Raw genomic sequence first — 13328 nt, forward strand, 5'->3', positions numbered from 1 at the left:
GACAGGTCCTGTCCGTCAGGCAGGCGTGCGGGATCCTGTCAGTCAGTCGGGCAGGAGCCGGCGCACGACGGCGTCGGCCAGCAGTCGGCCCGTGAAGGTCAGGATCACGCGGCCCGCGAAAGCGGCAGCAGGCTCTACGAGGCCATCGGCGATGAGCCCGGCAACGGCCTTCCTGCCCGACGGCGTCAGCGCGTCGGTGCCCAGACCCTCCCGCAGACGGACTCGAAGCATGACGTCCTCGACGTAGCGATCGCCGGCGGACAGGACCTCCCTCCCCGCGGCAGGTGATCTGCCGTCGCCCAGAGCGTCGGCGTAGGCGCGTGGGTGCTTGACGTTCCACCAGCGGGTACCACCGACATGGGAGTGCGCCCCTGGGCCGGCACCCCACCAGTCACTTCCACGCCAGTACGCAAGGTTGTGACGGCACTCGTCGTCGGGCGTCCTCGCCCAGTTGCTCACCTCGTACCAGTGCAGGCCTCCGGCCGTCAGCATCTCCTCGGCGAGGGCATACTTGTCCGCGTGGTCGTCGTCGTCGATGGGCGGGACCTGTCCACGGCGGATGCGCGAGGCAAGCCGCGTCCCCTCCTCGATGATCAGGGCATACGCGGAGATGTGGTCGGGACCGTAGGACAGTGCCGTGGACAGCGACGTCCGCCAGTCCTCGAGCGACTCACCGGGGGTGCCATAGATGAGGTCGAGGCTCACCCTCAGCCCTGCCTCCCGGGCCCATTGCACCGCCTGCGGCACGCGTTCGGGCGAGTGCGTCCGGTCGAGCACGGCCAACACATGCGGCACTGCCGACTGCATACCGAAGGAGACGCGGGTGAAGCCGGCGTCTCGCAGGACCTTGAGCGAGTCCAGTGTGACGGAATCAGGATTTGCTTCCGTCGTCACCTCTGCGTCCGGCGTGAGCCCCCAGCGGTTCCGGGCGGACCGGAGGATCGCTGCGAGATCCTCGGCCGGAAGGAGGGTCGGCGTGCCACCGCCGAAGAAGACCGTGGACAGCGGCCGGGCGGGGACGCCCGAAGCCTCGAGTGCGCGTTCACCGAGCTCCAGCTCGGCAAGCACCGAGCCGGCATAGGCGTCCTGTGATGCGCCGCCACCCAACTCCGTCGCCGTATAGGTGTTGAAATCGCAGTAACCGCAGCGGACTGCGCAGAACGGGATATGGACGTAGAGACCGAAGTCCCGCGCTGCGGCGCCGCTTGCGGACTCCGGCGGCAGCACCCCGTCCTCGGGTGCCGGCAGGCCGAGCGGGAGGGCGCTAGGCACGACCCGCCTCCTTGGAACTGTTCGGCGTCACTTCTTGGATTTGTCCTTCGACTCGTCCGACGACAGAGCCGCGATGAAGGCTTCCTGGGGCACTTCCACGCGTCCGACCATCTTCATGCGCTTCTTGCCCTCCTTCTGCTTCTCGAGCAGCTTGCGCTTACGCGTGATGTCGCCGCCGTAGCACTTGGCGAGGACGTCCTTGCGGATCGCCCGAATGCTCTCGCGGGCGATGATGCGCGCCCCGATGGCGGCCTGGATCGGCACCTCGAACTGCTGGCGCGGAATCAGCTCACGGAGCTTGCCCGTCATCATGACGCCATAGGCGTAGGCCTTGTCACGGTGGGTGATGGCGCTGAAAGCGTCCACCTGCTCGCCCTGCAGCAGGATGTCCACCTTCACGAGGTCGGCGACCTGGTCTCCGTCCGCCTTCCAGTCGAGCGATCCGTATCCGCGGGTCTTCGACTTCAACAGATCGAAGAAATCGAAGACGATCTCCGCCAGCGGGAGCCGGTACCTGATCTCGACCCGCTCCTCGGACAGGTAATCCATACCCCCGAGGACGCCCCGGCGCTGCTGGCACAGCTCCATGATGGCGCCGATGAACTCCGACGGCGCGAGGATCGTCGCGGACACCATGGGTTCGCGTACCTCGGCGATCTTGCCGACGGGGTATTCGCTGGGATTGGTGACCTTCAATGCGCGCTTGTCCTCGAGGGTCACCTCGTACTCCACGTTCGGTGCCGTTGAGATGAGGTCGAGGTTGTACTCGCGCTCCAGCCGCTCGCGGGTGATCTCGAGGTGCAGCAGGCCGAGGAAGCCGACACGGAAGCCGAATCCCAGCGCCGCCGACGTCTCGGGCTCGTACACGAGGGCGGCGTCGTTCAGGGTGAACTTGTCCAGGGCGTCACGCAGCACCGGGTAGTCGGTGCCGTCGAGCGGGTAGAGACCCGAGAAGACCATGGGTTTCGGATCCTGGTACCCGCCCAGGGAGGTGGCAGCCGGCTTGGCCAGGTTCGTGACGGTGTCGCCGACCTTGGACTGGCGGACGTCCTTCACACCCGTGATGAGGTAACCGACCTCGCCCACGCCGAGGCCCTTGGACGGCTTCGGCTCGGGCGAACTTACGCCGATCTCGAGCAGTTCGTGGCTCGCCCGGGTGGACATCATCTGGATGCGCTCTCGCGGGCTGAGCTTGCCGTCGACGACCCGCACGTAGGTGACGACGCCGCGGTACGTGTCGTACACGGAGTCGAAGATCATGGCACGGGCAGGAGCATTCGGGTCACCGGTCGGCGCGGGAAGATCGCGCACGATTTTGTCCATGAGAGCCTCGACGCCGACTCCTGTCTTGCCGGACACCATGAGGACGTCCTCGGGCTCGCCGCCGATGAGGCTCGCCAATTCTGCCGCGTATTTCTCGGGCTGGGCAGCAGGGAGGTCGATCTTGTTGAGTACCGGGATGATGGCGAGGTTGTTTTCCATCGCCAGGTACAGGTTGGCCAGTGTCTGCGCCTCGATACCCTGCGCCGCATCCACCAGCAGGACCGCGCCCTCGCAGGCGGCGAGGGACCGCGAGACCTCGTACGTGAAGTCCACATGGCCCGGTGTGTCGATCATGTTGAGGGCGTAGGCCGTGCCGTCGACTTCCCAGGGAAGGCGAACGGCCTGCGACTTGATGGTGATGCCGCGCTCCCGCTCGATGTCCATCCGGTCCAGGTACTGCGCCTTCATGTCCCGCTGCTCGACGGCCCCCGTGAGCTGGAGCATCCGGTCGGCCAGGGTGGACTTCCCGTGATCGATGTGGGCGATGATGCAGAAATTCCTGATGATCGCCGGATCGGTGGCGGCAGGCACCGGCGCGGTGCGGGCCATGGGTGACACGTGCGTTCCTCACTTTTACGGGACAGGGTCCGGCATGCTGCAACCAACCGGGCCGCCCTCGTGGACAACCGGCGCTGGTCCGCGCCGTTTCGCTTCCCTTAGTCTCCCACGACGCCGGACAGCCCCGGCAATCGGGCAGGATCACCGACCTGACGATCTCGGGCACTCCCGACCCGAACATGGCGTGCTGCCCGGCTCCCCGACCTTAGCTCCCCCTGGTTCCGGGAGCCGCTATCGCTAGGATCACTGCATGGCGATCACTCTCCGCTCCGTCCTGTCGCTCGCCGGTCGCGTGGTCCGCGCCGTCAGCAGCACGTCCGCACCCCCGGCCGACCGGCAGCCCGCGGGCAGACGCCCGGCCACCGGCAGGGCGTCGTCCCCCTCCCCCCAGCAGCCGGCGTCGCGACGGCAGAAGGCGGTTATCGCCTACTCACCCTCCGCGGACGGCAATCCGGACCCGGGCGAGATCGTCTGGACCTGGGTGCCCTACGAGGACGATCCGACCCAGGGCAAGGACCGGCCGGTGCTCCTCATCGGAACATCCGGGAAGACACTGCTCGGTCTGATGCTGACGAGCCGCGACCGCAACAACTCGCGCAGCCACGATGACCGCTACATCGACATCGGCACCGGGGCCTGGGACCGGCAGGGACGCCCGAGCGAGGTCAGAACCGACCGCGTACTGCGCCTCGCCCTGGCCGATATACGGCGTGAAGGTGCCGTGCTTCCACGCGGGCAGTTCGAACAGGTGATTGCGGCCGTACCCGACGACCTCCTCGGGTAGCCGTTTCCGGTGGCCGCGACCTGCCTGCACCTGCGGCTCACGCCCCGCCAGAATGCAGCGCAGGTCCGGTTTCCCGCGGGTTTCTGGTAACCTTGACAGCTGTGTGTCCGCGCAGGTCTCCGGGCACTTTGGCCGATCACCACACGGTATCCCCACGCCGCTCAGTCTTCGGTTGGCCGAAATACCCTCACGACCCAGTCCGCAATACAAAGAAAGTTCTCATACGTGGCAAATATCAAGTCCCAGAAGAAGCGCATCCTCACCAACGAAAAGGCGAGGCAGCGCAACAACTCGGTCAGGTCCGAGTTGAAGACCGCCATCCGCGCCGTGAACACGGCCGTCGAAGGTGCTGACAAGGATGCTGCCGCGACGGCTCTGCAGGCAGCCAGCCGCAAGCTCGATAAGGCCGTCAGCAAGGGTGTGCTGCACAGGAACAACGCAGCCAACCGCAAGTCCGCGATCTCCAAGAAGGTCAACGCGCTCTAAGCTGCGGATCCTCCGATGAAGGGCCGGCTCCATTCGGGGCCGGCCCTTCGTCATGAGAGCAGCACTCAGGGGTGCGAGTACCTCCATGCTGCAGGGACGCTCCTCTCTGGCTGCAGGAACGACGAAGCAGGACGGGTCTCGCCCGAGGAGCCGCAGTGCCCTCCACGCACCTCGGGGGTGGGGTTCAGCTGTCCCCGAGGGCTATCACGGTCACTGCCCGCTCGACGGCGTACACGGGATCCCGGGACTCGCCTTTCACCTGGGCGTCGGCTTCCGCGAGAGCGCGGATACAGCGTGCCAGTGCGTCGGAGCTGAAGCGCTGTGCCTCCTTCCGTGCCTGATCGACCTGCCATGGAGCCATGCCCAACTCCTTGGCCAACTGCATGGAAGAACCCCGCACCCCGTGCACCTTCGCGACGGCCCGCACCTTCATGGCGAGTGCTGCGACGATCGGCACAGGGTCCGCGCCCGTGGCGAGCGCATGGCGGAGCATCGACAGTGCCTGCGCGGTTCGTCCGGCCAGTGCCGCGTCGGCGACCTTGAAGCCGGTCGCCTCGATCCGGCCTCCGTAGTATTTCTCGACCGACTCGACGGTGACATCTCCCGCTGTGTCCGCGGTCAGCTGCTGGCAGGCTGCTGCCAGTTCCGGCAGCTGCGAGCCCACGGCGGCAACGAGCGCGCGGACGGCATCAGGTTCTATCCGCCTCCGCGCGAGCCGGAATTCGGTGGAGACGAACTCGGCCTTCTCGGCGTCCTTCTTCAGGGGCTGACAGTCGACGACGGTTGCGTGAGTGGCCTTGATCGCGTCCAGAAGCTTCTTCCCGCGATTGCCACCCGAATGGCGCATGACCAGGACGACGTCCGGCGCCGGATCGGACAGGTATGCGAGCGCGTCGATTAGAAAGGCATCGTTCATCTGTGCCAGACCCGACGCCTCGATGACCTTCCAGTCACCAAAAAGCGATGGACTGGCGTGCATTGTCAGTGTGCCGGCCTCGTAGGCGCCCGCATCGAACCTGACGAGTTCCACGTCGGGTTGTGCGGTACGCACCTGATGACGGATCGCTTCCGCGGCCTTCGACGCGAGATAGTCCTCGGGCCCGGACAGCAGGACGACGGCGGCGGGCCGGACATCACGCCAGGATGCCGGCTGCTGGCCTCCGCCGGTGGTGCGGCCGGCCGTATGTCTCGTTGCCATGGAGCGCTGTTCCTTTCGAAGAATCGATACCTACTGTTTCATGGCATCGACCTGCCACGAAAAGCCGTCCGTGCCGACGGTCGGATCGCCGCTCGGACAGCTCATTCCAGGTCCCGAACAGCTCACTCCAGGTCCCGGACCTCCATGGTGGTGCCAACGACGTTCACGGTGAAGGACCCGAGCTCGTCGGTCCGGACCACAGGGATATCGGCACGCACGAGTGCCTCCAGGATGGTGGGATGGGGATGGCCGTACTCGTTGTCCTCCCCCACGGAGATCAGCGCGAGACGGGGACGTAGCGCCTCGATCAGCGTGGTGCCGCCGTTCCTTGCCCCATGGTGGGCGACCTTCAGGATATCCACGCCCCGGTTGGCGATCTCCGGTGACGCATCGAGCATCCGTGCCCCAGCATCCTCCTCGAGATCCCCAGTGAGCAGGATCCGCACAGGCCGGTCGGATGCCTGGACCACGACGTCGAGCACCGCACTGGCGTTGTTCTCCTCCTCTGCTTCTGCGGAGCCTGCCGGCCACAGGACGCGGACCTGTGTCCGTTGGAGGTCGAAAGTCGTGAGGCTGTCGAGCTTCTCGGGCCGTACCCCGGCATCGGCAGCCGCGTCCGTCACCTCCCGCGGCAATCGGTCCTCGCCCGTCGAGTAATAGAACTTAGAGACGGTGCGTCCGTTGACAGCCCCCTCAACGCCTCCGTAGTGATCGTCGTGCAGATGTGTGATGACGAGGGCGTCGATCACCTCGACCGACAGGTCATCGAGGCAACGGTCCATCGCGGCCGGGTCAGGGCCGGTATCCACCACCAGTGCGTGTCCCGGCGCCGTCCCGACGACCAGACCGTCCCCCTGCCCCACGTCGCAGACCGCGACGATCCAGCCGGTAGCCGGAGGAACGGTCGTGACCTTGACGAGCACGATGACCGCTGCTGCCACCACAGTGAGGATGAGACCCATGACGAGAACCCTCCGGCCTCTCGCCATGCCCCCGTTGTCCGCCGATGGCGAGCGCGTGCGGCCCGTGCCCGGATGGCCTCCTTCGACGAACGCGGTGTGGTCCGCGGGACTCCGGTTCACTCTCTCCCTGCTCCGAACCGGGTCCCCGCCGCTGCCCGTCGCGCCGAGCATGTGGTTCCAACGGGTCGACTGCGGCCGTCGGGCGACCAGCAGGAACAGGACCGCGAGCGACACCAGAGCAGCAAGAGTGGCTCCCGCCGGCCCTGACGCCCAGGGTAGCGATGCTGCCGGTGCTCCCGCGAAGGTATCGGCGACGGCGCCCACCCATCGTGTTCCCCCTTGCGCTGCGACGATGAGGGGCTGTGCCAGCACTGGTGCAGCGACCAGCGCGAGGATCGCGACCATGCCCAGCAGCGTGATCGCCGGCACGACGGGAGACACCGCGACATTCGCCGGGAGCGAGTACACCGGCAGGGCCGGCTGGATCAGGACGAGGATCGGAGCACAGAACAATTGCGCCGTGAGCGGTATCGCGAGCACTTGGGCCATCACGCGGGGCATCAGGCGCCCGAGTGATTCCGCTACCGCAGGACCGGCGAGGACGAGCCCCAGGGTTGCAGAGACCGACAGCATGAAGGCGAAGGACACCGAGAGCCAGGGATCGACCGCCAGCAGGACGATGATCGACAGCATCAGCAGTGTCAGTGAGACCTTTCCCCGCCCGGACAGCACGGCCACGACACCGATCCCACCCATGACTGCTGCCCGCAGCACACTCGGTTCGGGACGCACCAGCAGGACGAACCCCGCAAGGGCCATCACGGCGCCGATGGCCGCCGGGAATCGAGGTACGCGACCGAAGCGGAGCCCCAGGAACATGAATGCGATGACATAGGAGCAATTGGCTCCGCTGACGGCAGTCAGGTGTGTCAGCCCGGTGGTCTTCATGGCGTGTTCGAGATCGGGCTCGAGAGTGGTCCGGTCTCCAAGGACCATCCCCGGAAGCAATCCGTGGTCCCGGCCGTCACGCTGGGCTGCATCCCTGAAGCGGGACCTCAGCCCATCGGTATAACCGAACCAGCCCTCGGCTTCCTGGACCATGGGACGGCTGGAGGGAAGGAAGATCGCTGTCGCCCGTCCAGGGCGATCCGAAGGCTTGGCGATGCCTAATACCCGTACCGTGTCTCCCGTGCCCATGGTCGACCACGAGGCGGAACCAAGAACGACGACGGGCGTGGCCGAGATGAAGGGAGTACCACCCAACAGCCCTCCGATTACTTCGGCGTCCACCAGGAACCGCTCCCCGCCGCCGAAAGCGCCCTGAGGGAGCGACGAGGGCTCCCCCACGATCCGCAGGTAAGCCGTGAACGTGGCCGAGCTCGCGATTGCCTCATCAACGGGTCCTTCCGCCGCCCGAGCGAGGCTTCCACCGGTGGCCAGCAGGACGAGGGCCACCGTCGCTGCGGGTGCCAGGCCCTGCCCCAGCAACAGCGCCCACTGCCGACCGGCGCGTTCAGGTACGAGGAAAATAACGCCGGCGAGTAGCAGAGTGACAGCAGCACAGATCAGCGCACTCGCCGTCACACCGACCGCAGGGCCCTGGATGGCAGTGGCAGCGACCGCCCATGCGACCGCAGCGGATGGAACAAGGCGCAGATCACCTCGCCACCGCGGCCCACGGGTTCCCGACCCCACCTCCCGGTGTGGAATATTGCCTTCTTGCGGCAGTCCGCCCGTGGGGTTGCGCCGTCTACCGGTGTGCCGCACAGGGCGGAGGCGCCCTGTCGAACGGAACGATGCCACCGCAGCCCTGATCACCGGACCACGATGAGCGGGAGGATTCCCTCGAGCAGCGCCGGTCCTATTCCCGGTATCGCGTCGATATCCGAGGCCTGCACGAAAGGACCGTGCTCCTCGCGCCAGTCGATGATGCGCTGGCCGAGGACGGGTCCCACACGTGGAAGCGATTCGACGTCGGCGAGTGTCGCCGCGTTGATGTCGATGGCCTGATCAGGAGCTTCGGGCCCGCCCGCGCCGCCGGCTGAATCCTCCGAAGGTTGAATGTTCTGGTCCAGGACTCCTGATGGGGACGACCCTCCGGAACGTGCTGTATCCGTGCGTGGTTCCTCCCCGACGGCCAGTACGTGGATGTGCTGCCCGTCCGACGGTGTGGCGGCGAGATTGACTCCCTCGAGGTCGGCCTCCGGCAAAGCCCCGCCGGCTTGCTCGATGACCTCGAAGAGGCGCGCGCCGGCAGCGACCTCCACCACGCCGGGTGCAGCGATTGCTCCCGTGACGTAGACGATGACTTTCTGGTCCGCATCCCTCTCCGCGCCGCCCGGTGGCTCGCCCGTTCCCAGGTCCGACATTCCGGGGCCTGCTCCGTTCCCTTCCTGCTGGCTCGTCGCACCGTCGGTAGTTTCCGGTGTTCCGGCCTCGCGCGCACCGCCTTCCGATGCTGCCCCCGAGGGGTCCCCCTGATCCGAAGGCTGGACCCCGACGTCCGGCGCCCCGGAACCCGCCGGCCTCTCGGCGTCGAGTTGTACCGAGACCGCTGCGGCGGACGGCTCCGAGCTACGCACCAGGAAGAGGGCGGCACCGACCGCGAGGGCTATGCCGAGGAATACGAGCGCCGCCGATCGCGCGACGCGCCACTGCAAGCCCCCGGCGCCCCCATCCTCGTCATCATCCTCGTCACGGTTCGGGTCAGGATTCGCGTCGACATTCCCATAGACGTTCTCCTGGGAGTACCCACTGAAGCCCTCATCAGGGACGCCATCAGCATCACCCTCGAAGGGTGGGTAGGAGCGACCCGCACCACCGCGGCCGGAAACACCACCGAGGCCGGAAACGGCATCTCGAAGACTCGCTCGTTCCGGGTCGACCCCGCTGCCCGGCACCCGCGGGACAGTCCCGCCACCTGACACCCGAGGGACGTCCCCGCCGCGCGGCTGCCCGCCGACGCCCAGACTGCCGGACGAGCCGCCCTGCGGACGGGGCGGCGGGACCCAGGGGTCCCCGTTCGTCGGCCATCGGTGCTTTCCCATAGGGCCACGCTAGGAGCGGGGGCCGGCGCGACCGGAAGTGCACGCGGCTATGTGGACAACGCGGCAGGAGACACCGTGGAGGCCTCGATCATGCCGTCAGGACAGGCGTGGACTCACCGTGACGGCCACGACCCCCAGGCCGGCGTGCGCCGCCAGGACCGACGGACAGGGAGACGTTGAGACTCGTCCGGCCCCGACGACGCTCTCGAGCCTTTGCGCGAGTCCGACGGCGTCCTCCTCGTTGCCGAAGTGGTGAACCGTCAGGTCCACGCCGTTGCTTCGACCCGCAACATCCGCCTCGACGAGCTCCTCGAGCCGCTGCAGTGCCCGTGCTGCCGATCGCATGCGTTCGAGCGGCACCAGACGACCGCCCTGTACATGCAGGAGGACGCGGACGGACAGCAGGGTGCCCAGCCAGCCGACGGCGGCCGTGATGCGTCCTCCGCGCCGCAACTGTTCCACGCTCGGGACGTAGAAATAGAGGGCCGAGGCACGGGCAGCCATGGCCGCAGCAGCCGCAGCGGCCTGGAGGCCGGCACCGGCCCGTGCAGCGGTCAGCGCAGCCAGGGCTGCGCGGCCCTGAGCCATGCCCGCCGTCCTCGTATCGATCACTTCCACGGGGATGACGGACCGCGAAGCCGCGAGCCGAGCTGCCTCGACGGTTCCCGACAGCAGCCCCGAGAGGTGGACGGACACGACGGCGTCGTACCCCTCGTCGGCGAGCCTGCCGTAGACCCGGTCGAACTGCCCCGGGGACGGCCGCGAGGTACGAACGACGGATCCGGCGGCGAGGGCCACCATCAACGGCGCGGTAACGTCGTCGTGCTCTCCCGTGAGGATGTCGTCACCCACGAGCACGGGCATCGCGACCACCTGCACGCCGTCGGCGATGCCGCCGGTTCCGGTCCATCCGGGTGCGAAGCCGGCGGCGGAGTCCGTGACGACGGCTACGCGCACAACCCGCTCCGGCCCGGAACGACAGCCGCTGGCACGAGCATCATCAGGCTGGAACGATGTTGACCAGCTTCGGCGCCCGCACGATGACCGTGCGGATCCCCCGCCCGTCCAGGACCCGCTGGACCTGCTCGCTCGCCAGCGCCAACTCGCGGAGTTCGTCCTCGGCGATGTCCGGCGACACCGTCAGGCGGTCACGCACCTTGCCCTGCACCTGCACGACGGCGACGACGGTCTCCTGTGTCAGCAGGGCCGGATCGACGGCGGGCCACCCTGCCGTCGCCACGGTCGCCTCGTGCCCGAGCCGGTTCCAGAGGTCCTCCGCGGTGTACGGCGCGAAGAGGCTGAGGATGATGGCGACAGCCTCCGTTGCCTCCCGGACTGCCGGGTCCGCCCCGCCAGGGCCGGAGTCGATGGCCTTCCTCGTCGCGTTGACGAGTTCCATGAGTTTGGCGATGACCACGTTGAACTTGTTGGCCTCCATCAGCTCAGCGGCGTCGGAAACGGTCCTGTGGGTCACCACGCGCAGCGCGCGATCCCCCGCGGAGGGGTCGGCTCCGACAGGGCTCGTGACGTCACCGCCCAGACGCCAGGCGCGTGCGAGGAATTTCGCGGAGCCCGACGGCGAGACATCGGCCCAGTCGACGTCGTCCTCAGGCGGGGACGCGAACACCATGGTGAGTCGAACGGCGTCGACCCCGTAGCGGTCCAGCTGCTCACCGAGGTCCACTCCATTGCCCAGCGACTTGCTCATCGCCTTGCCACCGTTGAGGACCTGGCCCTGGTTCAGCAACGCGCTGAAGGGCTCCGTGAAGTTCACCATGCCGAGGTCGAACAGCACCTTGGTGAAGAACCTGCTGTACAGCAGGTGCAGGATGGCGTGCTCGACCCCGCCGACGTACTGGCAGACCGGCAGCCAGCGGTTGACCGCCTCGCTGTCGAAGGGGGCTGTGTCGAGCTGCGGGTTCACGAAGCGGAGGTAGTACCAGGACGAGTCGACGAACGTGTCCATGGTGTCGGTATCGCGCCTGGCAGCACCACCGCACTCGGGGCAGGGCACGTTGACCCACTCCTCGACCGCGGCCAGCGGCGAGGTGCCTTTGGGCGCGAGGGCCTCGCCTCGCAGGCCTTCGGGCAGCGTCACCGGCAGCTGGTCGTCCGGCACCGGCACCTCGCCGCAGGACGGGCAGTGGATGATCGGGATGGGGGTGCCCCAGAAACGCTGGCGTGACAGCAGCCAGTCCCGCAGGCGGTAGTTGATGGTGTGCTCGCCGGTCCCCTGCTGCTCGATCAGTTCGACGGCGCGGCGGATGGCAGCGGGCTTGTCCAGCCCGGTCAGTTCGCCGGAGTTGACGAGCGTACCCTCGCCCGTCGTCGCGATGCCGGTCACGGATGCGTCATCGGCCCCGGTGTCGACGACGGTGCGCACCGGCAGGTCGAAGGCGCGTGCGAAGTCGAGGTCACGCTGGTCGTGCGCGGGCACGGCCATGATCGCTCCGGTCCCGTAGTCGGCGAGGACGTAGTCCGCGGCCCAGACAGGCAGCTTCTCCCCCGTCAGGGGATTGACTGCGTGGCGCCCGGTGAAGACTCCCGTCTTCTCACGCTCGGTCGCCTGCCGTTCGATTTCCGACAGTCCCTTGACCTGCTCCCGGTACGCCTCGAGCGCGTCCCGGCGATCCGGGGTGACGAGCTCGAGCGCCAGGTTCGCGTCGGCCGCGACGACGAAGAACGTCGCCCCGTACAGCGTGTCGGGACGCGTGGTGAAGACCTCGACGTCGGAAGCGGGCAGACCGCCGTCTGCCTCGATCCGGAAACGTACGTGCGCTCCTTCCGACCGGCCGATCCAGTTGCGCTGCATCGCGAGCACGCGCTCGGGCCAGTGGCCCTTCAACTGCTCCATGTCATCCAGCAGGCGGTCGGCGTAGTCGGTGATCCGGAAGTACCACTGGTTCAGGTTCTTCTTGGTCACCATTGTGCCGCAGCGATCGCAGGCACCGTTGATGACCTGCTCGTTGGCCAGGACGGTCTGATCCTTCGGGCACCAGTTCACCGGCGAGTTGCGTCGGTAGGCGAGGCCCTTCTCGAAGAACCGCACGAAGAGCCACTGGGTCCACCGGTAGTACTCGGGGTCCGAGGTGTGCAGACGCCGCTCCCAGTCGGCACTGATGGCGTAGCGCTTGAACGAGTGCGCCTGGGTCTCGATGTTTGCGTACGTCCACTCGGCGGGATGCGCGTTCCGCTTGATGGCGGCGTTCTCCGCGGGGAGGCCGAAGGAGTCCCAGCCGATGGGATGCAGGACGTCGAAGCCCTTCTGCCGGTAGAAGCGCGCGGCGACGTCGCCCATCGCGAAGGCCTCGGCGTGTCCCATGTGGAGGTCACCCGAGGGGTAGGGGAACATGTCGAGGACATAGCGCCGCTGGCGGCTCCCGTCGTCGATCGGCGCGAAGGACTTCAGCCGGTCCCAGACCGCCGGCCACTTCGCTTCGATAGCCGCGACGTCGTAGGAGTTCTCGTCCGGCTGGGCGTCCTCGGGGTTGGTGCTCACTGTTTGGCCTGTCCTGTCGGTGGAACGTTGTACTGCATGTGCTCGGGTAACCCCGCCGTCGAGGTGTCCATCGCATCCTGTGCCGGACACACAAAAGCCCCTCACACGCAGGAGGGGCCGCCGCACGGTTTTGACCGTGCGGCTAGGTAAGCAGGAGGTTCCGGAGCATGGATGCCACTTTAGCAGTGCGCCATCGGGC

At 67.3% G+C, this 13328-nt stretch carries 9 protein-coding genes; 2 read left to right on the plus strand and 7 right to left on the minus strand.

What is annotated here, in order from left to right; genetic code table 11:
* Nucleotides 1-42: 42 nt before the first annotated feature.
* Nucleotides 43-1272, minus strand: coding sequence for a radical SAM family heme chaperone HemW (gene hemW, locus D6T63_RS03695; RefSeq protein ID WP_120147696.1), 1230 nt, complete (start codon nt 1270-1272; stop codon nt 43-45).
* Nucleotides 1273-1299: 27 nt separating this feature from the next.
* Nucleotides 1300-3153, minus strand: a complete 1854-nt coding sequence (gene lepA / locus D6T63_RS03700; protein ID WP_182976864.1) for a translation elongation factor 4 — start codon at nt 3151-3153, stop codon at nt 1300-1302.
* A 250-nt stretch (nt 3154-3403) separates the two neighbouring features.
* Here lepA and D6T63_RS03705 point away from each other — a divergent pair, with 250 nt between their 5' ends.
* Both D6T63_RS03705 and rpsT read left to right on the plus strand, forming a co-directional pair.
* Nucleotides 3404-3937 (plus strand): type II toxin-antitoxin system PemK/MazF family toxin, encoded by a 534-nt coding sequence (locus tag D6T63_RS03705; protein WP_120147698.1) that lies wholly within the window; start codon nt 3404-3406, stop codon nt 3935-3937.
* A 225-nt stretch (nt 3938-4162) separates the two neighbouring features.
* Complete coding sequence (rpsT, locus tag D6T63_RS03710; RefSeq protein ID WP_120147699.1) at nt 4163-4423, plus strand: 30S ribosomal protein S20; 261 nt, start codon at nt 4163-4165, stop codon at nt 4421-4423.
* A 184-nt stretch (nt 4424-4607) separates the two neighbouring features.
* Here rpsT and holA read toward each other — a convergent pair whose 3' ends face one another.
* From holA to leuS, 5 genes are all read right to left on the minus strand, one after another.
* A complete protein-coding gene (holA, locus tag D6T63_RS03715) occupies nt 4608-5621 on the minus strand; it encodes a DNA polymerase III subunit delta (RefSeq protein WP_120147700.1) in 1014 nt (337 codons plus the stop codon).
* 122 nt (nt 5622-5743) lie between these two features.
* Nucleotides 5744-8167: a ComEC/Rec2 family competence protein gene (locus tag D6T63_RS03720; RefSeq protein WP_147394298.1), complete on the minus strand. Its 2424-nt coding sequence runs from the start codon at nt 8165-8167 to the stop codon at nt 5744-5746.
* 230 nt (nt 8168-8397) lie between these two features.
* Nucleotides 8398-9630: a ComEA family DNA-binding protein gene (locus tag D6T63_RS03725; protein ID WP_120147702.1), complete on the minus strand. Its 1233-nt coding sequence runs from the start codon at nt 9628-9630 to the stop codon at nt 8398-8400.
* 96 nt (nt 9631-9726) lie between these two features.
* On the minus strand, nt 9727-10587 hold the full coding sequence (locus tag D6T63_RS03730; RefSeq protein WP_120147703.1) for a DegV family protein: 861 nt from the start codon (nt 10585-10587) through the stop codon (nt 9727-9729).
* Nucleotides 10588-10630: 43 nt separating this feature from the next.
* Nucleotides 10631-13219 (minus strand): leucine--tRNA ligase, encoded by a 2589-nt coding sequence (gene leuS / locus D6T63_RS03735; RefSeq protein ID WP_407923701.1) that lies wholly within the window; start codon nt 13217-13219, stop codon nt 10631-10633.
* Between the last annotated feature and the right edge of the window lie 109 nt (nt 13220-13328).

Source organism: Arthrobacter cheniae, from assembly GCF_003602275.1.
Taxonomy (GTDB): Bacteria; Actinomycetota; Actinomycetes; order Actinomycetales; family Micrococcaceae; genus Arthrobacter_D; species Arthrobacter_D cheniae.

Coding starts and splice junctions, on each gene's coding strand:
- D6T63_RS03725 (WP_120147702.1), bottom strand. CDS start 9,630: ATGGGAAAGCACCGATGGCCGACGAACGGGGACCCCTGGGTCCCGCCG.
- holA (WP_120147700.1), bottom strand. CDS start 5,621: ATGGCAACGAGACATACGGCCGGCCGCACCACCGGCGGAGGCCAGCAG.
- D6T63_RS03705 (WP_120147698.1), top strand. CDS start 3,404: ATGGCGATCACTCTCCGCTCCGTCCTGTCGCTCGCCGGTCGCGTGGTC.